Here is a 20144-nt window from a genome sequence, read left to right as displayed (position 1 = left end):
AGAATGCGAATGCACAAGAAACTCACTGGCCTGGCGCTTGGCGCCGCGCTGGCACTGACCGGAACGGCGCAGGCCGCCAAGGCGGTGGCCACCCCGTCTTCGAATGAAGCGGCCACCGCGCGCCATTTTGCCGCCCTGGTTGCCGGTGCGCAGCCGAAGACCTCCGAGTTGAACCTGTTCTTTTCCATGATGCCCAAGGGCGGTGATCTGCATCACCATTATTCGGGCGCCATTTACGCCGAGCAATTCCTCGACTGGGTCGACAAGGAAAACTATTGCGTCAACAAGACGACCTACCGCATCGAAAGCAACAAGGACGTCGTGGCGGCCGAGCGCGCCAAGCCGGCCGGACAGCGCAGCTGCCTGTCGTCCACGGAAGTGTTTGCCGACGCGGGCCTGTATGCGGAGTTGCTGCAGCGCTGGTCGACCAAGGATTTTTATAACCACGGCGCCGTCCAGACGCCACCGGACCGTACCTTCTTTGATACCTTTGGCTACTTCGGTCCCGTGGCATCGACGAATACGGCGGATGGCCTGAAAACCCTGAAGCAGCGCGCCATCGCGGAAAACCTCAGCTACATCGAGACGATTTTCGAACTGTCGCCCTTCGTGCAAAACACCCAGTTCGACCAGCAAGTGCTGGCGCCGGGCTTGCCGCCGGCAGCGTTGCAAGCCGTGCTGGGCAACTGGACAGCCAGCCTGGAGCAGGACGCCAGCTTCCAGAAAAGCATTACCGCGTATAACGACAATGTGAACGCCAGCAGCGCCGGCATCGACGATGCAAACTTCACCATGCGCTACCAGGCGTATGTGCTGCGTTTCCTGTCGCCATCGCAAGTGTTCTCCTCGATGGTGGCCGCGTTCAAGGCGGCCAGCCTGAATCCGCTGGTGGTGGGCGTGAACATCGTGGGCCAGGAGAGCGTGAACGTGTCCATGCGCGATTACAGCCTGCACATGGAAATGTTCAAGTTCCTCAAGACGAAATATCCGAACGTCAAGATCGCCCTGCACGCGGGCGAGCTGGCGCTGGGCATGGTGCCGCCGGAAGGCATGGCGTTCCATATCGCCGAAGCCGTCGACGTGGCCGGCGCCGACCGGATTGGCCATGGCATGGATATCGCTTACGAGCACAATGCGCTGGCGACCATGCACAAGATGCGCGAACGGGGCATCCCCGTGGAAGTGAACCTGACCAGCAACGATTACATCCTCGGCATCAAGGGCCAGGCCCATCCGGTCACCCTGTACCGCAAATATGGCGTGCCCTTCGTGATTTCCACGGATGACGCGGGCGTGTCGCGCAATACCCTGTCGAATGAATATGTGCTGTTTGCCAGCCAGTACAAGACCGATTATGCGGAAATCAAAAAGCTGTCCTACAACAGCTTGCGCTATTCCTTCCTGGCGGAAGCGGACAAGCAACGTTTGCTGAAAGCGCTCGATGCCCGTTTTACCCGTTTTGAAGCGCAAATTGCCGCTGCCGACAATGCAGGCAAGAGCAGCAAACCGTAAGTTGCGCGACGTTCACAACTGATACTCTCAGGGCGGCCGGATCTTCCGGCCGTTTTTCATTTCTCCCCTCGAATCCCCGCAATGTTGTTCTGTTAATTTTGTGGCGGCCATGCGACACAATTAACGGCAGATACACGACTTTATCCAATTTCCTGGATGAATCAATTTCAAGTACATATTGCTCATTTATAATCTCGCGCCATAAGCCCGAACACTGTCAGCACGATATCAATCCAGCTAGTTACCCCATGCTATTTATATTTTAAATATATAAATATGTAAAAAAAAACGTATTTGTCATCCATTTTTTGATGATGCATAGTGGGATGAGGGTGATATTAAAAAGTCACAATTCATCTGGGCGATATCGTATGAAGATGGGTATTTGCAGTAAATAAAGGTGAGATGCAGAGTGAAACAAACAGTCGCGCAGCTAAATGACGACATTCCTCTGCATTTTGCCGCCGTGTCACAGCCTTGAAATATTTAACAATTACACTCGCGGCTTGCCATGTTGGCCGGCTCAGCATGTCGGGTGAATGACACAGATGCTAGCGCGCTGTGTTGTACGGCCAGGAAACATCGTTTTCTGTCGTTATTGCTTGAATGGCCAGGGCTGTGATGTGTGGAGAGGCGTTTGTGATGGTCTTGTCAGGACCGCAGCCAGTCCAGCCGGCGTAACAGTTGCAGCATCGTAAAGAGGAGATCTTGTGTTTGTGTTGCTGTGCGGCGCAGCCGGGCGGTGGGGCAATCCAGGATTTTCAAAAATAATAGTCTTTTCTGGGGTTAAAGATGATCAATCACAAGCGACTTCGGCTGACGCAAATCGCGTTCAGCCTGTCTATTGCACTGGCGGCGGCACCATCGTTTGCACAGAACACTACGTCTTCCATTGGCGGCCGTATCTCGGCCACCGACGGCAAGCCGGCAGCTGGCGCGCAAGTCAATATCGTTCACGTTGAGTCCGGTTCGGCCAGCAACGTGACCACTGATGCAGAAGGCCGTTATGTTGCACGCGGCCTGCGTGCCGGCGGTCCGTACACCATCACCATCACCAAGAATGGCGTCGTTGAAAAACGCGAAGGCGTGTATATCGCCCTGGCCGAAACGGCCAACGTCGACGCCACGCTGGGCGCCGACATGCAAGTGGTGAAAGTCAGCACCAATGCTATCCGCAACCAGGTTTTCAACCGCAACAACATGGGCGCCGGCACCAATATCGGCCCGACCGAACTGGCTACCCAGGCATCGATCTCGCGCAGCCTGCAAGATTATGCCCGCGCCGACCCGCGCCTGTCGCAAACCGACAAAGAGCGCGGTGAAATCTCCGTTGCCGGTCAAAACTCGCGCTACAACTCGATGACGATTGACGGCGTGGCCGTGAACGACACGTTCGGCCTGGAAGCGTCCGGTACCGCGACTGGCAAGCAGCCGATTTCGATCGAAGCGATCCAGTCGGTGCAGGTTAACGTTGCCAACTACGACGTCACCCAAAAAGGCTACACCGGCGCGAACGTCAACGCGGTGACCAAATCGGGCACCAACAAGGTCAAGGGCAGCGTCTATTACGCTTTCCGTAACGACACCATGTCGGGCGACCGTTACAACAGCACCGACGACACGTACTACGCACCGCCAAAATCGAAAGACACCACCAAGGGTATTACCTTGGGCGGCCCGCTGATCGAAGACAAGCTGTTCCTGTTTGCTAACTACGAAAAAACCACCAGCTCGCGCGGCGCGCCAGCATTCGGCCCTGTCGGCAGCGCGCAGACCAACGTTGCCATTACGCAAGGCGCCATCGATAGCGCGATTGCTATTGCCAAGGACAAGTACGGTATCGCTGCCGGTACTTTGGCAGTTCCTGCGGGTTCCGAATTCACGGCGACGGAAAAGTTGCTCAAGCTGGACTGGAACCTGACAGACACCCAGCGCATGATGCTGCGTTACACCAAGACCGAACAGTCCGAGCCGATTTACACCGGTTTTAGCGGCACTGGTCTGTCGCTGAGCTCGTATTGGTATGACCAGAACAAGAGTCTGGAAACCCTGGTTGGTCAATGGACCGCCGAGTGGACCCCGACCTTCTCGACCGAAGTCAAAGTGTCGTCGCGCGACTACGACAGCGTACCGCGCAACAACGCTTATCTGCCGGCAATCGGCCTGCAGTTCAGCGGCGCGCTGCCAGCTGGCGCACCTTCGAGCCTGGCTACCGGCAACCGCTTCCTGAACTTTGGTACCGAACTGAGCCGTCAGCGTAACATTCTTGGCACCAAAACCAAAGATTTCTACGCAGCCGGTACCTGGTCGCTGGGCGACCATGAAGTCAAGTTCGGTACCGACTATAGCAAGAACGATATCTATAATGCGTTCCTGCAAAACGTCAACGGTAACTACACCTTCGGCTGTATTAACAGCAGCGCCACGTTTGCCTATTCGTTCGGCGCCATCAACTGCGGTACTGCCACGGCAGCGCAATTGCAGGCAGCCGTGCTGGAAAACTTCAGCCGTGGCCGTCCTAGCTCGTACACCTATCAGGTGCCACAAGCGGGCCGTACGCTGGACGATGCCGTGGCGATGTTTTCGCTGAAAAACATTGGCCTGTTCCTGCAAGATACCTGGGAAGTCAACAAGCAGCTGACGTTGACCGCCGGCCTGCGCATCGACGGCACCCGCATCGGCGAAAAGCCAATCTACAATGCGCGTGCAGCACAGGCAACTGTCGCTCGTACCACGCCTAACGGTCGTCAGACCGGCGGTTTCGGTATCGATAACTCGCATACCATCGACGGCGAAAACCTGTATCAGCCACGTTTTGGCTTCAACTACAAGCTGGAATCGGCGCGTCCGACGCAAGTTCGCGGCGGCTTCGGCTTGTTCCAGGGTGCGGCGATGAGCGTCTGGCTGGGCAATCCTTACCAGAACACCGGCATGGCAACCCAGAACATCACCTGCGCCTCGTCGGCCGGCACTTGCCCGACCACCGATGGCTTCTTCAATCCGGATCCAACCAAGCAGCCAACGAGCGTGCCAGCGGTTATCCCGGCGATGAAGGTCGATGCCCTGAGCCAGGATCTGGCGCAACCATCGGTATGGAAAGCCAACCTGGCCATCGAACATGAGCTGCCATGGATGGGTCTGATTGTCAGCGCGGAATACCTGCGCTTCCAGACCAAGAGCGCGATTTACTACGAAGAGCTGAACATGGGCGCGCCAACGGCAACCGGTAGCGATGGCCGTCCAATGTACTATGGTCCTAACGCCTACAATACGGCTTGTTGGAATGCAAATGGCGCCCTGATCGGCGGCGCCAATTGCAGCGCCTTGACCAAGGCTGGCAGCAATGCCGCCTTCGGCCAGGTGCTGATGGCTAAAAATACCGACAAGGGCGAGTCGAACGTGCTGACCCTGTCGGTACGCAGCCCGACCCGTGATGGCCTGTCGTGGGGTTCCTCGTACACCTACACCGATGGCACCGAAGTATCGCCGCTGACGTCGTCGACCTCGAGCTCGAACTGGGGTGGCCGTGCCGTGTTCAATCCGAACGAAAACGTGGCGTCCAACTCGAACTATCTGGTCAAGGATCGCTTTACCGCCAACGTCAACTGGCAAAAACGTTTCTTCGGCGAATACAAGACCACCTTTGGTCTGTTCTATGAAGGCCGTAGCGGCAAGCCATACAGCTGGACCATCAACAATGACTTGAACGGTGACGGCCTGGCCGGCAACGACTTGATGTACATTCCTAAAGCGCCAGGTTCGGGTGAGGTCGTGTTTGCCGGCGCCACGCCAGCGGCACGTGCTGCCAACGAAGCAGCGTTCTGGAGCGTCGTCAATGCGAATGGCGACCTGCGCAAAGCCAAGGGCGGCGTGATTGGCCGTAACGAGAGCTTTTCTCCATGGACCAACAGCTTCGACGTGCGCATGAGCCAGGAAGTACCGGGCTTCTTCAAGGGTAACAAAGGCATCATTACCTTCGATATCCTGAACTTCGGTAACCTGCTCAATCGCAAATGGGGCCGCATCAATGAAGTGGGCTTCCAGAGCGCCGGTGGCCAGGTACGCAGCTTCGTTGACTTTGCCGGTATGGAAAACGGCAAGTATGTGTACAACACCCGTCCTGTGGTGGAAAGCCTGGAAACGCGTCAAGTCAAAGGCGAATCGCAATGGGCGCTGCAAGCGACGATCAAGTACGAGTTCTAATCTCGCCCTTGCCTCGTAGCTTGGCAAACTAAAAAACGGCTGGTGGCGACACCAGCCGTTTTTTTTATAGACAAGATGGTTTACTCTTTCCCCTTTTTGATACATATCAACTGAATGGCTCACTTCCTACGCACTCCGGTCGCCACCGCGGCCCTGATCCTCAGCCTGTCCGGCTGCAGCAATTTCGCTTCCGCGCCACAGGCTGCGCCGAGCGGCCCGATTGAAGTGAACCTGGTTGCCCTGAACGACTTTCACGGCAACCTCGACCGTAGTAAATTCACCTACACGAGCGCCGCCGACGCCGGGCGCAAGACGGTGCAGGCCGGTGGCATTGACACCTTGTCCGGCGCCCTGACGGCGTGGCGGCGCGAAGATGCGCAGCTGATCTTTGTCGGCAATGGCGACCTGGTCGGCGCCAGCCCCGCCATGTCGGCGCTGTGGGCGGACGAACCGAGCATCGTGGCCATGAACATGCTGGGCATGAAGGCCAGTTCCGTCGGCAACCACGAATTTGACCAGGGCAAGGCGGAATTACTGCGTCAGCAGCGCGGCGGCTGCGAGTCCTCGCGCGCCGACAAGGCCTGCAAGTTCACGCCCGACTTCAAGGGCGCCAGCTATACGTATATGGCGGCCAATGTGATCGACACGCAGACGGGCAAGTCCCTGCTGCCGGCCTACCGCATCGAAGAGGCGCATGGCGTCAAGGTGGGTTTGATCGGCGCCGTGCTGAAAGATACGCCGTCCGTGGTGACGGCCGCCGGCATTGCCGGCCTGCAATTCGGCGATGAAGCGGACGCCATTAACGCCACCTTGCCGCAGCTGCGCGCGCAGGGCGTGGGCGTGTTCGTCGTGCTGCTGCACCAGGGCGGCGAGACAAAGGAGGCCGTTGACCAGCCCGATTGCAGTCACCTGAAGGGCGAAGTGGTCGACGTGGTGAAACGTCTCGACCCTGCCATCCAGCTCGTCATCAGCGGCCATTCGCACCAGGGCTATCTGTGCCGCGTCGATGGCCGGCTGGTGACGCAAGCACAGATGGGCGGACACATGTTGACGCGCATCAAGCTCAAGGTCGATCCTGTCAAGAATGCGCTGATCGATGCCAGCGCACAAAACATCGTCATGTTGCCAGGCATGTATGAGCCAGACCCGGCTGTGGCAGCCTACCTGGAATCGGTCAAGCAGCGCAGTGCGGCCGAATTGTCGCGTCCCGTGGCCGCCATCGCCGTGCCCAGCGTGGGCCGCAGCACCAAGGGCAGCGGCGCTTCCGCACTGGGCGACCTGGTGGCCGACAGCACCCTGTTCGGCGCGCGCGCTGCCGGTGCGCAAATCGGCCTGATGAATAATGGCGGCATCCGCAAGGACCTGGAAGCGGGCGCCGGCCTGATGACGAACGTGGGCCAGAACCAGGCAGTTGTTCCGTTCGGCAATACGCTGATCGTCGTCAGTCTGTCCGGTGCGCAAATCCGCACCTTGCTCGAGCAGCAATGGCCGGGCGCCGAAGCGGAAGACAACAATCTGCTGCAAGTATCCGAAGGTTTTACTTATCGCTGGGACAGCACGCGGCCCCAGGGCCAGCGCGTGCTGCCAGGCAGCATCATGCTCAATGGCAGCCCTATTGACGATAATCAACAATACCGTGTCGCCGCCAACAGTTTCCTCGCCGGCGGCGGCGACCGCTTTACCGTGCTGGCGGCCGGCACGCGCCGTCTGGATACGGGCGTGCGCGACATCGACGCCTTCAGCGATTACCTGATCGCCCGCGCGCGCGCCGGCAAGCCGGCTGGCAGCGCCACGGCGGCGGGCCGCATCGTGCGCGTCAAATAATTACTTCAAGGAAAAACCATGCGTCGCTTATTTGTTTCCGTTCTTCTCTCCAGCCTGTTCGCGGGCACGGCCCACGCTGATTTCACGATACCCGGCTTTGAGCTGGTGCACACCTCGCCCGTGGAAACCACGTTGACCAATCCCGACTTGCGCGAACCCGTCGCCGTGTGGAGCGAGCTGTTCGATTCTGCCAGGAAAGAGATCGTCATCGCCCAATTCTATGCCGTCAGCAAGCCGGGCACGGCCTTTGAAAAAGTGCTGGCCAGCCTGACGGCTGCCGGCCAGCGCGGCGTGAAGATCCGCTTCCTGCTGGACCAGAAGGGCGTGGGCCTGTCGGAAGCGGCGACCATCGCCCGGATCAAGGCGATTCCCAACCTGGACTTGCGCCTCATCGATTTCAATAAAATCACGGGCAACGGCATCGTGCACGCGAAATACCTGGCCGTCGATGGCCAGGCGGCATACATCGGCAGCCAGAATTTCGATTGGCGCTCGTTCGAGCACATCCATGAAACGGGCTTGAAGATCACGGAGCCCGCCATGGTGAGTCAGGTGCAAGCCATCTTCGAGCAGGATTGGCAAGCCCAGGCGCTGACGTCGCAAGGCAGCCGCGCTACGGTGCTCAACAGCAAGGTCGTGCCCGCCAATTACGCGCAAAACGCGTTCTTGCTGGCCAGCCCGAATGCGTACAACCCCGCCGGCGTGGGCGACTCGGAAACGGGCTTGCCCGCCTTGCTGGCGCAAGCGCAAAGCGAAGTGCGCATCCAGTTGCTCGACTATGCGCCGCTGTCGTACGGCCCGAACCGCACGCGGCCGTACTACGCCGTGATCGACAACGCCGTGCGCGCGGCCGCCCAGCGTGGCGTGAAGATCAAGCTGATGGTATCAAGCTGGAATACGGAAGCGCCGGCCATCGCCTACCTGAAGAGTTTGGCCCTGGTGCCGAACGTGGAAATCCGCATCGTGACGATTCCCACGGCCTCGACGGGCTTCATACCGTTCGCGCGCGTGATCCACAGCAAGACCATGAGTATCGATGGCAAGCTGGCCTGGGTCGGCACGAGCAACTGGGCGGGCGGCTATTTCGATTTGTCGCGCAACCTGGAAGTGGTGCTGCGCAACGAACCGATGGCGCAACGCATCGCCGCGCTGCATGAGCAGACGTGGAGCTCGGCATATGCGCAACCGATCGACATCAACAAGCAGTATCCGAAGCCGGCGAAAGCCACGCCGCAAGGCAAGGAGTAACATGAAAAAACTGCTGAGTGTGCTGGCGCTGGGCGCCGCTTTGGCTTCCGGCAATGCGCTCGCCTGGGGCAACGACGGCCACCGCGCCGTGGGCGCCATCGCCGATCAATTGCTCAAGGGCAGCGCGGCCCAGGCGCATATCGCCAAGTTGCTGTTGCCGGGTGAAAGCCTGGAGAAGATTGCCAACTGGCCCGACTGCGTAAAGGGCACGTATTGCGGGCCGCAATCGCCGGAAATGTTGACCTATGTCGCGGCGAACCCCAAGCATGGCGAATACCATTACACGAACGTGCCATTCCAGAACGCGCACTACCACGACCATGGCGTGGGCACGGCCGACGACGATATCGTGCAAACCTTGAAACAGGCGATCCTGGTGTTGCAAGGCAAGGCCGATGCGGCCAGCAATCCGCACGGCTTCAGCCAGCGCGAAGCCTTGATTTTGATCACGCACCTGGTGGGCGATATCCACCAGCCGCTGCATGTGGGCAATGCGTTTCTCGGCAAGGATGGCCAGTTTTTCGTGCCCGCCACACAGGCGCAGATTGACGACGTCGCCGTTTTCAATGCGCGCGGCGGTAACGACTTGCTGCTCGACGATGCGAAGATGACGGCCCTGTCGGACGCCGTGATCCCCGCACCGCTGCCGGCGGACGAGGGCGATACCAAGCCTGCCAGCAGCTATCCGAAGTCGCCCACCAAGCCCCTGCATTCCTACTGGGACACGACCGTCGTCGATTACGCCATGCGCCGCCTGAGCACGCGCACGCCGCAGCAGTTCGCCAGAACGGTGATCGCCAGCGCGCCTGTGGTGAGCGGCAATAGCGGCGACCCTGTCACCTGGCCGTATCAGTGGGCCGATGCCGCGCTGGCGGCGTCCAAGATTGCTTTCACGGATGTGGTGGCCGGTCCGGCCACGCAGCAGACCAGCCGCAAGGGTGAGGTCTATAACGTATGGACCTTGACGGTGCCGGACAATTACCCCGTACCCAGCTCGGCGCTGGCCAAGCAGCAGCTGATCGAGGGCGGCTATCACCTGGCCTCGCTGTTACAGGCCATCTGGCCGCAGTGACATGAATGAAAAGCGGCCTGCGGGCCGCTTTTTTCATGCCAGGGTGACGGCGATTCCCATCTCGCGGAAGGGCGCGACCAGGGCGTCTTCCACGTCGCGGTGCACGATGATATCGTTGACCTGGCTCAAGGGCGCGATTTGGAACGGTGACGTCGTGTTGAACTTTTCCGGCGAGGCCAGCACGACGGTGCGGCTTGACGCCTCGCTCAGCGCGCGTTTCACGCATGCTTCTTCGTAATCGCCGGTGGTGATGCCCGCTTGCGGATGCAGGCTGGCCACGCCCATGAAATACAGGTCGGCGCGGATGCGGCCGATGGCTTCCACGGTGGCCGCGCCGACGCCCACGATCGAGTGCTTGTACAGGCGCCCGCCCAGCATCAGCACGTCGATGAACGGGTGATGCACCAGTTCGACGGCAATCGATGGGCTGTGCGTGACGATGGTGGCGCGCAAGTCGCGCGGCAACTGGCGCGCCAGCTGCACGGCGGTGGTGCCGCCATCGAGGAACACCACTTGTCCCGTTTGTATCATGGCGCCCGCCGCGCGGCCGATGGCGGGCTTGGCTTCCGGCGAAAGTTGTTCGCGCCCCGCAAACGGTGCCAGCGCGGGCGAACGGGGCAGCAAGGGCAGGGCGCCGCCGTGCACGCGTTCCAATAGCCCTTCTTTTGCCAGCTCGCGCAGGTCGCGCCGTATCGTGTCTTCCGACAAGCCCAGAGCGTCGCTGACGGCCTTGGCGACGATCTGGCCTTCGCGCTGGAGCAAGTCCAGCAGGTATTGTTTGCGTTGATGTGTGAGCATGGTTTTTCTTGAGTATTCTTGTATTTTCTTGATATTGCACGAGTTTGCATGATAAAGTCGGCGAAGGCAAGCACATGTAAACACAAGGAGACACTATGCGCGAAGAAAATAGCAAGCAGGAACGGGTCCGCATCCAGCAGGTGCAGACCCTGTCGCACGACTGGTATCTGCTGCAAAAGACCACGTTCGATTACCTGCGCCACGATGGCCAGTGGCAGACGCAGACGCGGGAAACCTATGACCGCGGCGATGGCGCCACCATCCTGTTGTACAACAAGGTCAAGCGCACGGTAATTTTGATCCGCCAGTTCCGCTTTCCCACCTACCGCGAGGGCCACGACGGTTTCCTCATCGAATCGGCGGCCGGATTGCTGGAAGAGGCCAGCGCCGAGCAGCGCATCCGCGCCGAAGTGGAGGAAGAAACGGGCTATACAGTGGGCGACGTGCACAAGGTCTTCGAGGCCTTCATGAGCCCCGGTTCCGTGACGGAGCGCCTGCATTTTTTTGTCGCCGAATACGATCCGGCCAGCCGCATCGGCGACGGCGGCGGCCTGGCGCACGAGGGAGAAGATATCGAAGTACTGGAATTGCCCCTGGCGCAGGCCATGCAGATGGTGGCCGATGGGCGCATCTGCGACGGCAAGACCATCATGCTGCTGCAGCATGCGCAACTGCACTTGATGCCAAGCAAACGGGGGCTGCAGATTCTCGTTGCCGGCCCCTACCGCTCCGGCACGGGCGATGATCCGGCCTTGATGGCGCGCAATGTGGCCACCATGGAAGCCGTCTGCCTGCCGCTGTATGAAAAGGGCCACATGCCCGTGCTCGGTGAATGGCTGGCCTTGCCTATGCTGGCGCTGGCCGGTTCAAGCCGGGTGGGCGATGCCGTCTACGAGGAATTGTTCCACGCGCATGCGACGCGTTTACTGAGTCATTGCGATGCCGTGCTGCGCCTTGGCGGCGCTTCGCAGGGGGCCGACCAGATGGTGGCCGTGGCGCGCCGCCTAGGGCTGGCCGTGTTTTTCTCGCTGGATGAGATTGCCCAGGCGTAAAAAAAGCGAAGCCTGCGGGCTTCGCTTTTTGTCATTTCAAGGAGCGCCTGAAAAATGCCCAGGACTAGGCGTCTTGTCGAAGGCAGTACGAATGTACGACGAGGCAAGGCAACGACGCCATGGGTATTTTCTCAGGTGCTCTTAACGCGATTTCACAAAGGGGATACCGATAGCCTTCGGCGCGATGGATTTCGCCATCAAGCCCGCCAGCACGATCACGGTGACGACGTATGGCACCATCTGGATCAAGGAGCCGGGGATGCGGCCGACGACGGGCAAGTCCACGCCTTCAATCTGGATCTGGATGGCGGCGAAGAAGCCGAACATCAGGCAACCGAGGAAGGTGTAGACGGGGCGCCAGTTGCCGAACACCATGGCCGTCAGGGCCAGGTAGCCGGCGCCGGCCGACATGTCGCGCAGGAAGAAGCCGCTTTGCACGATGGCCAGATACGCGCCCGAGAACGAACACAGGATGCCGGCCACCAGCATGGCCAGGTAGCGCGTCGCTTCCACGCTCACGCCGGCCGAGTCGGCCGCATGCGGATTTTCGCCGCAGGCGCGCAGGCGCAGGCCGAAGCGCGTGTGGTACAGCAGCCAGTGCACGAGCGGAATCAAGAGGAAGGCCACGTAGACGAGGATGGAATGGCCGCCGATCAGATGGGCATACACCCAGCCGATGAAGGGGATGTGTTCCATATATTGCGTGCCCGGCAAGACCACGTCGAACAGCCGCGCCGAACCGAGGTCGGGCGTACGGCCGCCTTGCTGGAAGAAGAATTGCGCCAGCACAAACGTCAGCCCGCTCATGGCGATGTTGATGGCCATGCCGGCCACCAGTTGGTTGCCCTTTTGCGTGATGCTGACGTAGGCCTGCAGCAGGGCCAGGGCGACGCAGACGAGCATGCCGGCAGCCATGCCGTAATACGGGTTTTGCGTCGTGTAGGCCACGGCGGCGGAAGCAAACGCGCTGGCCAGGATCTTGCCTTCCAGGCCGATGTCGATCATGCCGCTGCGTTCGGCAAACAGGCCGGCCATGGCGGCAAAGATCAGGACGGGCGCATTGCGCACGGTCGATACCAGGATGCTGGCGAATTGAAAGTCGTCGAGTGTCATGGTGTTAGCCTTTGGTGCGCTTGAGCAGGGCGGAAATGGCCGGTGCGTAGAAGTTTTCCATGGCGCCGCAGAACAGGATGATCAAGCCCTGGATGAAAATGAAAGTTTCCGTCGGGATATTCGGTTTTTCCAGCGACAGGTCGAAACCGCCCTGGATCAGCGCGCCGAACAGCACGGCCGACAGGAAGATGCCGACCGGATGCTGGCGGCCCATCAGGGCGATGGCAATGCCGATGAAGCCAGCGCCGCCGACGAAGTTGAGCGACAGGTAATGCGTCGAACCCATGATGGAATTGACGGAACCCAAGCCCGCCAGCGCGCCCGAGATCAGCATGACGATGATGATCATCTTGCTGATCGACACGCCCGCATAGTGGGCTGCATGCTTGTTGAGGCCCGTGGCGCGCAGCTTGAAGCCCCACGACGAACGCCAGACCATCACGCCGTAGATGACCAGCGCGGCAATCGCCAGGATAAAGCTGATGTTCAGCGGCGTGTCGCCCAGCGACGGGAACCAGGTCGAGAGGCGCGGCATTTCGCCGCTTTCCGCAAACACGCGGCTGGCCGTATTCTGCTCGCCCGGCGGAATCAGATACTTCACGATAATGAAGTTCATCAGGCTGGCGGCGATGAAGTTGAACATGATGGTGGTGACCACGATGTGGCTGCCGCGCTTGGCTTGCAGGTAACCGGGCAAAAAGCCCCACAACGCGCCGAACAGGGCCGCGCCGATCATGGCGGCTGGAATCAAGAGCCAGGCGGGCAGGGTCTGGTCGAAGGCCAGCATGGCCACCGTCAAGCCCAGGCCACCGATATACATCTGGCCTTCGGAACCGATATTGAACAGCCCGGCCTGCATCGCCACGGAAACGGACAGGCCCGTGAAAATGAAGGTGCTGGCGTAGAACAGGGTGTAGCTCAAGCCTTCCGGATTGAGGATGGCGCTGTGGACCAGGATGGACAGCGATTCGGCCGGGTCTTCGCCCAGCATATAGATGACCAGGGCGGCGACCAGCAAGGCCGACAGCAGGTTTAACATGGGCATGACAAAGGCTGTCGCCCAGCGTGGCAAGTCGTTATTCATGATTTATGCATTCCCCCCATCAACAGACCGATGCGGGTGGTATCGAATTCTTCAATTTTCAGTTCGCCGGTGATGCGTCCGCCGCACATGACGAGAATGCGGTCGGCCAGCGCCCGCACTTCTTCCAGTTCGACGGACACCAGCAGGATCGCCACGCCCGCGTCGCGCAGGGCCAGCAATTGCGTATGGATGCTTTCGATGGTGCCGATATCGACGCCGCGCGTGGGTTGCCCCACCAGCATCAGTTTCGGCTTGGCCAGCACTTCGCGCGCGATCACCACCTTTTGCTGGTTGCCGCCCGACAACAAGCCGATGCGCAGGTCCGGATTGGCCGGGCGCACGTCGAAGGTTTTCAGCAGTTCCGCGCAGCGGGCGCCGATGGCCTTGAAGTTGAACAGGCCCCAGCGGTTTTTCAGGTGGTCCTGGTAACCGAGGATGGTGTTTTGCATGACGGAAAAATTTTTCACCACGCCATCGCGCAGCCGGTCTTCCGGAATGTGGGCGATGCCCAGCTCGCGGAAGGCCAGCGGCAAGCCATCGGCATCGTGGCGCTTGGCAAACGGCAAGTCCTTGTCCAGGAAGCGCAGCGTACCGGACGTCGGCAAGCGCATGCCCGACAGGATTTCCAGCAGCTCGCTCTGGCCATTGCCGGAAACGCCCGCGATGGCGACGATTTCGCCGGCGCGCAAGTTGAAGCCTATGTCGGCCAGCAATTTGACTTGCTGCTCGTCAGCCAGTTGCAAGCCGTCGACTTCCAGCACCGTGGCGCCCGGATTGTACGGTGCGCGGGGCAGGTGGCTCTGGATGGGGCGGCCGACCATCATGTTGGCCAGCTCCTCTTTCGAGGTGCCGGCGGTCGCCACGGCGCCCACCACCGTGCCGCCGCGCATGACGGTGACGTTGTCGGTGATTTCCAGGATCTCTTGCAGTTTGTGCGTGATCAAGATGATGGTCTTGCCTTGTTCCTTGAACAGGCGCAGGATTTCAAACAGCGAGGCCGTTTCCTGCGCCGTCAGCACGGCCGTCGGCTCGTCGAGGATCAGGATGTTGGCGCTGCGGTAAATCTGCTTGAGGATTTCCACGCGCTGCTGCGCGCCGACGGACAAGTCTTCGATCTTCGCCAGCGGGTCGACGTCGAGGCGGTAGCGCGCGCAAATCTCGCGCAATTTCGCTTCCGCTTCCGTGCGGTGACTGGCCAGGCGAAAACCGCCTTCCGTGCCCAGCATGATATTGTCGAGGACGGTGAAGTTCTCGACCAGCATGAAGTGCTGGTGCACCATGCCGATGCCGAGGTTGATCGCTTCCTGGCTGTTGCGGATAGGCTGTACTTTACCGTCGAGCAAGATTTCTCCGCCGTCGGCACGGTAATACCCGTACAGGATGCTCATCAAGGTCGATTTGCCGGCGCCGTTCTCTCCCACCAGGCCGTGGATACTACCCTTGGCGATGGAGAAGCTGACGTCGGCGTTCGCCTTCACATGTCCAAACTGCTTGGAAATGTTGCGAAATTCTACTGCTGGCTGCATAGGTTCATAACTGGATAGTTTCATGGAAACGCGCCGCGCGGAGACAGGCCCCGGCGGCGCGCTAAAAGATACGGAGAAAAATTAAACCGGGCAGCTGCTGCCGACGCGGTAATCGATCACTTTGATCTTGCCATCGATAATGTCCTTACGCGCACCCAACACGCGTTTTTCGATTTCCGGCGTGATCAGCTTGCGGTTGTTCGCGTCGAGCGCCCAATCCACGCCGCCTTCTTTCAAGCCTTTATAGCTGACGCCACCTTTCCAGGTGCCGTTCTTGACTTCCATGAAGCTGTCGTAGACGGTGTTATCGACGCGCTTGACCATCGAGGTCAGGATGCTGCCTGGATACAAATGGTTCTGGTTCGAATCGACGCCGATGGCCAGCTTGCCTTTTTCCTTGGCCATTTGCAAGGTGCCCATGCCGCTGCCGCCAGCGACGGCGAAGACGACATCGACGCCGCGCTCGAATTGCGAGCGGGCCAGTTCGCCACCCTTGGCCGGGTCATTCCAGGCGCCGGAGGTGGTGCCGACCATGTTTTGCGTGATTTCCGCTTTGGCATTCACGGCCTTGACGCCTTGCGCGTAGCCGCAGGCGAAGTTGCGGATCAGGGGAATATCGATGCCGCCGATGAAGCCGACCTTCTTGCTCTTGCTGGCCATGGCTGCAGCCACGCCCACCAGATAGGAGCCTTCTTCTTCCTTGAAGACGACGGAATTGACGTTGCTGCCGGAGGCCTGGCCGTCGATCAGCACGAATTTCACGTTCGGGAATTCCTTGGCGACCTTTTGCACGGCTTGCGTTTGCGCAAAGCCGATGGCGGCGATCATGTCGAGTTTCTTGCGGGCCAGGCCACGCATGACTTGCTCGGCTTGCGTATCGCTCGATGCCTGCACTTCGATGAAGGAAATGCCCGTGTCTTTTTTGAAGCGCGATGCGCCTTCGAAAGCGGATTGGTTGAACGACTTGTCGAACTTGCCGCCCGCGTCATACACGACACCCAGTTTTGGGGTAGCCGCGGACGCTTGAGCAGTCAGAAATACGGCTGCGATCGTCAAACTAAATTGTGTAAGTTTCATGAATTGGCTCCTGGAAGATCGATATTGTATATTTTTTATAGGTGAAACATATAATTTGGGGCCGATTTAGCCTGTTTTTGATGCACGAGGTGATGATTCCTTATCAACATTGCACTGTATTGCACAAGATCATTGCTGGCCTCGTGTGCTTTTATGTCATCAGTGTGATGCTCATGCAACAGTCGCGCCCCGTCTCTTTTATAGGTACAACATCGAATGGGGCTGCCGGAGCGGGCTGGGATGCGCCGTCAGTGGACGGGCAGGGCAAGCACGGGACCGGCGCCGCGATGGGCGTCCGAATCACTATGCATCATGCCAGATATGTATGACAAATACGTTTTTGTTTATGTATTTATATGCAGTACATATAAATGGGTTTTAAGAACGCATAACAAAACCGTAGCGAGCGGCAGTGAGTTGTGGTCGAGAAGCGGAGCTGTGCGAATGCACAGTGAGCATCGGAGGCCGCGACCCGCGACGCGCAGCAGGTTTTGTTCGCGTTCTCAGGCTGATGGGGGATTGATGATGTTCAGGAAAGCCCGCACGACGGGAGCGTCGTCGAGCGTGGTGTAGCTGATGTACAGGTTGGCCGACGGGGGATTGGTCTTGATCGGTAGAAATACGACGCCGGGCCAGCCGATACGGCTCGTCGTTTCCGGCACCAGGGTTACGCCCAGGCCCGCGCCCACCATGGCCAGCAGGGTTTGCGGTTCGCTCGCTTCCTGGAAGATCACGGGTTCGAAACCGGCGTTGATGCAGCATTGCACCAGGTAGCGGGGGAACGCGGATTTGTCGAGGTTGAGGGTGAGCATCGGCTCGTGGGCGATGTCGATCAGCTCGATGGCCGTGTTTTTTGCCAGCGGGTGGTGTTCATTGACGGCCACGCAGACGTTTTCGCGGAAGCACAGTTCCTGGCGCAGGTTGTCGTGGCGCAAGTCGTCGTCGTTGAGTTTCGGTTCGCGCCAGAAACCCACGTCGATCTGCTTGGCACGCAAGGCTTCGTATTGCACCGTGGGACCGAATTCATGGATGGTCCAGGTGACGCGGGGGAATTTGGTCTGGAATTCTTCCAGCAGGCTGGGGATGGGGCCCCACATGGCCGAGCCGACGATGCCCACGCGCAAGCGGCCCACTTCGCCGCGGTCGATCTGGCGGATGGTGTCGATGGTCATGCGCATCTTGGCCAGCAGGTCGGCCGCCTCGTTCATCAGCGCCTTGCCCGCCACGGTCAGCTCGAACGTGCGCGTGGTGCGCGCAAACAGGCGCACGCCCAGTTCGCTTTCCAGTTTCATGATCTGCTGGCTCAGGGGCGGCTGCGAGATATGCAGGCGCTCGGCGGCGCGGCTGAAGCTTTTCTCCTCGGCAACGGCAAGAAAATACTTTAACTGTTTCAGATCGATGGACATGCTTTCCTTGCATTACCTGATACTAAACGGGAACGGCGCGCGAGCCTGAAGGCCGCGCGCTTTTTTACAGCAGTCCTATTATCGTGCCACGACCGCCTGCATGGCAATGGCCAGCGCGGTGCCGACCTGCGCATTGTGCTTGACCAGGGCGATATTCGTCGCCAGGCTGCGGCCATCCGTCAGCTGCTTGATGCGCGACAACAGGAATGGCGTAACTTGCTTGCCCTTCACGCCGCCCGCGTCCGCTTCCTGCAAGGCTTGCGTGGTGATCGCATCGATTTCTTCCTTTGGCATCGCTTGCGCGGCCGGTACGGGATTGCTGACGATCACGCCGCCTTTCAAGCCCAGCTGCCACTTGGTGCCGATGAAGGCAGCCTGCTCGGCGGCCGTGTCGAGGCGGAAATCGGCCTTGAAGCCGCTTTCTCGCGTAAAGAAGGCGGGGAAACCTTCCTGGCCCACGCTGATGACGGGCACGCCATGGGTTTCCAGGTATTCCAGGGTCAGGCCGATGTCGAGGATGGATTTGACGCCGGCGCAGACGACGGCCACGGACGTGTGCGCCAATTCCTGCAGGTCGGCCGAAATGTCGAAGCTGGTTTCCGCGCCGCGGTGCACGCCGCCGATGCCGCCCGTGACGAACACGGCAATGCCGGCCAGTTCCGCGCAGATCATGGTGGCGGCCACGGTGGTGGCGCCCAGCTTGCCCTGCGACAGGACGAACGGCAGGTCGCGGCGGCTGACCTTCATGGCGTCGGGCGAGGTGCCCAGCAATTCCAGCTGTTCCGGCGACAGGCCCACGCAGATCTTGCCGCCGATGATGGCGATGGTGGCCGGCACGGCGCCGCCGTCGCGGATGATCTGTTCCACTTCGCGCGCCATTTCCACGTTTTGCGGATACGGCATGCCGTGCGAAATGATGGTCGATTCCAGCGCCACGATGGCCTTGCCGGCGGCGCGCGCGTCGAGGACTTCTTGCGAGAACGAGAGGAAATTATGCAGTTGCGTCATGGGTCAATCCTGTTGAAAGAGGGTAGGGGGAGGGGGCGCCAGGTCGGCGTCGTCGATGTCGTCGAGGGCGCCGGCCGAAATCCGGGGCGAGACGGTGGCAGCCGATTCCAGGGTCATGGCCGCCAGCTTCAAGCCGCGCCGGCAAGCCAGTTTCAGGTCGCCGCTGTCGTGGTACAGCGACCAGCAGACGGCGGCGGAAAACGCGTCGCCGGCGCCCGTCACGTCGACGGCGTCCACTTCGCGTGCGGCCAGGTGGACGATGGGCGCATCAAGATTGTCGCCATCCGTGAAGTACACGCCTTCGCCGCCGCAGGTGACGATCACCTGGCGCGCGCCCTGGCGCTGCACTTCACGGCAGGCGGCGCGCACCTCGAATGCCGTGGGCAAGGCTCGCGCCACGCGCGTTTCCAGCTCGCCCCGGTTGAGGATCAGCAGATGCAAGCCCGTCAGGTCTTGCGGCAGGTGCGCCATCTTCGGCTGCGAGACGGCGACGATGACGAGCGGCGTCGCGCGGGCCGCATCCTGGCGCGCATCGGCCAGCAGCGCCTGCACGCTGTCGTGGCCCAGGTTCAGGTCGCAGACGGTGAGGGCGGCGGCGGCGCGCTGCGGCTGGCGGCTGTGCAAAAAGGCCGGTGTCAGCTGTTCGTACAACTGCATGTTGGCCATCGCCAGCAGCATTTCGCCATGTTCGTCGAGCACGGCCGTGTAGGTGCCGCTGCTGGTATTGCTCAAATGCAGGCTGCCGCGCATGTCGATGCCCGCGTCTTCCGCGTGCGTCTGCAGCGCGTGGCCGGCCGCATCGTCGCCCAGCGCCGTCAGCAAGGCGACGGGAATCGACAATCGGGCCAGGTTTTCCGCGATGTTGCGGCCCACGCCGCCAAACACTTCTTCCGAACGCACGGGGTTCGAGGTGCCCATCTGCAGGGTCGCCAGGGTGCGCATCTTGCGGTCGAGGTTGGCGGCACCGATGCACAGCACGGGGCGGCTGTCGGGCAGCACGTAGGCGCGTCCCAGCAGGCGCCGCTCGCGGATCAATCCGGCGATGTGGCCGGCGACGGCCGAGCGCGACAAGCCCAGCTCGCTCGCCAGGTCTTGCTGCGAGATGAAGGGGTTGTTGCGGATCAGCGTGTACAGCTGGTCTTTTTTATTGGTATCGGTCACAAGTTTTCGCTGAAGGTTTAAACATTTGTCCGGAACTGTAAACATTTGTCTGATTGGTGT

General features: G+C 60.2%; 13 protein-coding genes and 1 pseudogene. 6 read left to right on the top strand and 8 right to left on the bottom strand.

Annotated elements, in window-relative coordinates; translation table 11 throughout:
• Nucleotides 1–9: 9 nt before the first annotated feature.
• The 5 genes from AC1RJW_RS14820 (at nucleotide 10) to AC1RJW_RS14800 (ending at nucleotide 9859) form a co-directional block, all read left to right on the top strand.
• Nucleotides 10–1512 (top strand): adenosine deaminase family protein, encoded by a 1503-nt coding sequence (locus AC1RJW_RS14820; RefSeq protein WP_493045573.1) that lies wholly within the window; start codon nucleotides 10–12, stop codon nucleotides 1510–1512.
• Between the two features lie 792 nt (nucleotides 1513–2304).
• Nucleotides 2305–5715: a TonB-dependent receptor gene (locus tag AC1RJW_RS14815; protein WP_493045572.1), complete on the top strand. Its 3411-nt coding sequence runs from the start codon at nucleotides 2305–2307 to the stop codon at nucleotides 5713–5715.
• A gap of 114 nt (nucleotides 5716–5829) precedes the next feature.
• Entirely contained in the window at nucleotides 5830–7539 is a 1710-nt protein-coding gene (locus AC1RJW_RS14810) for a bifunctional metallophosphatase/5'-nucleotidase (protein WP_493045571.1), read from the top strand.
• A gap of 18 nt (nucleotides 7540–7557) precedes the next feature.
• Nucleotides 7558–8787: a phospholipase D-like domain-containing protein gene (locus AC1RJW_RS14805; protein WP_493045570.1), complete on the top strand. Its 1230-nt coding sequence runs from the start codon at nucleotides 7558–7560 to the stop codon at nucleotides 8785–8787.
• 1 nt (nucleotide 8788) lies between these two features.
• Entirely contained in the window at nucleotides 8789–9859 is a 1071-nt protein-coding gene (locus AC1RJW_RS14800; protein WP_493045569.1) for a S1/P1 nuclease, read from the top strand.
• A gap of 33 nt (nucleotides 9860–9892) precedes the next feature.
• Here the strand turns inward: AC1RJW_RS14800 and AC1RJW_RS14795 are convergent, their stop codons facing one another.
• Nucleotides 9893–10657 (bottom strand): DeoR/GlpR family DNA-binding transcription regulator, encoded by a 765-nt coding sequence (locus AC1RJW_RS14795; RefSeq protein WP_493045568.1) that lies wholly within the window; start codon nucleotides 10655–10657, stop codon nucleotides 9893–9895.
• Nucleotides 10658–10752: 95 nt separating this feature from the next.
• Between AC1RJW_RS14795 and AC1RJW_RS14790 the strand changes: the two are divergent.
• A pseudogene (locus tag AC1RJW_RS14790) lies at nucleotides 10753–11337 on the top strand (NUDIX domain-containing protein); the annotation flags it as partial.
• A 513-nt stretch (nucleotides 11338–11850) separates the two neighbouring features.
• On the opposite strand, the gene AC1RJW_RS14785 reads toward AC1RJW_RS14790, so the two are convergent.
• The 7 genes from AC1RJW_RS14785 to AC1RJW_RS14755 form a co-directional block, all read right to left on the bottom strand.
• Nucleotides 11851–12822: an ABC transporter permease gene (locus AC1RJW_RS14785; protein ID WP_493045567.1), complete on the bottom strand. Its 972-nt coding sequence runs from the start codon at nucleotides 12820–12822 to the stop codon at nucleotides 11851–11853.
• A 4-nt stretch (nucleotides 12823–12826) separates the two neighbouring features.
• A complete protein-coding gene (locus AC1RJW_RS14780; protein WP_034754518.1) occupies nucleotides 12827–13906 on the bottom strand; it encodes an ABC transporter permease in 1080 nt (359 codons plus the stop codon).
• Nucleotides 13903–15432, bottom strand: coding sequence for an ABC transporter ATP-binding protein (locus tag AC1RJW_RS14775; RefSeq protein WP_493045566.1), 1530 nt, complete (start codon nucleotides 15430–15432; stop codon nucleotides 13903–13905). Before AC1RJW_RS14775 ends, AC1RJW_RS14780 begins: the two co-directional genes overlap by 4 nt.
• Nucleotides 15433–15513: 81 nt before the next feature.
• Nucleotides 15514–16509, bottom strand: coding sequence for a BMP family lipoprotein (locus AC1RJW_RS14770; RefSeq protein ID WP_493045565.1), 996 nt, complete (start codon nucleotides 16507–16509; stop codon nucleotides 15514–15516).
• Nucleotides 16510–17012: 503 nt separating this feature from the next.
• Complete coding sequence (locus tag AC1RJW_RS14765) at nucleotides 17013–17915, bottom strand: LysR family transcriptional regulator (RefSeq protein WP_493045564.1); 903 nt, start codon at nucleotides 17913–17915, stop codon at nucleotides 17013–17015.
• Nucleotides 17916–17993: 78 nt separating this feature from the next.
• A complete protein-coding gene (locus AC1RJW_RS14760; protein ID WP_436499157.1) occupies nucleotides 17994–18914 on the bottom strand; it encodes a pseudouridine-5'-phosphate glycosidase in 921 nt (306 codons plus the stop codon).
• Between the two features lie 12 nt (nucleotides 18915–18926).
• A complete protein-coding gene (locus AC1RJW_RS14755) occupies nucleotides 18927–20084 on the bottom strand; it encodes a carbohydrate kinase (RefSeq protein WP_493045563.1) in 1158 nt (385 codons plus the stop codon).
• Between the last annotated feature and the right edge of the window lie 60 nt (nucleotides 20085–20144).

The sequence above is a fragment of the Janthinobacterium sp. GW822-FHT07A03 genome, from assembly GCF_058798815.1.
Note: the sequence above shows the minus strand (reverse complement) of the source record. Positions and strands in the feature narration are given on the sequence as shown.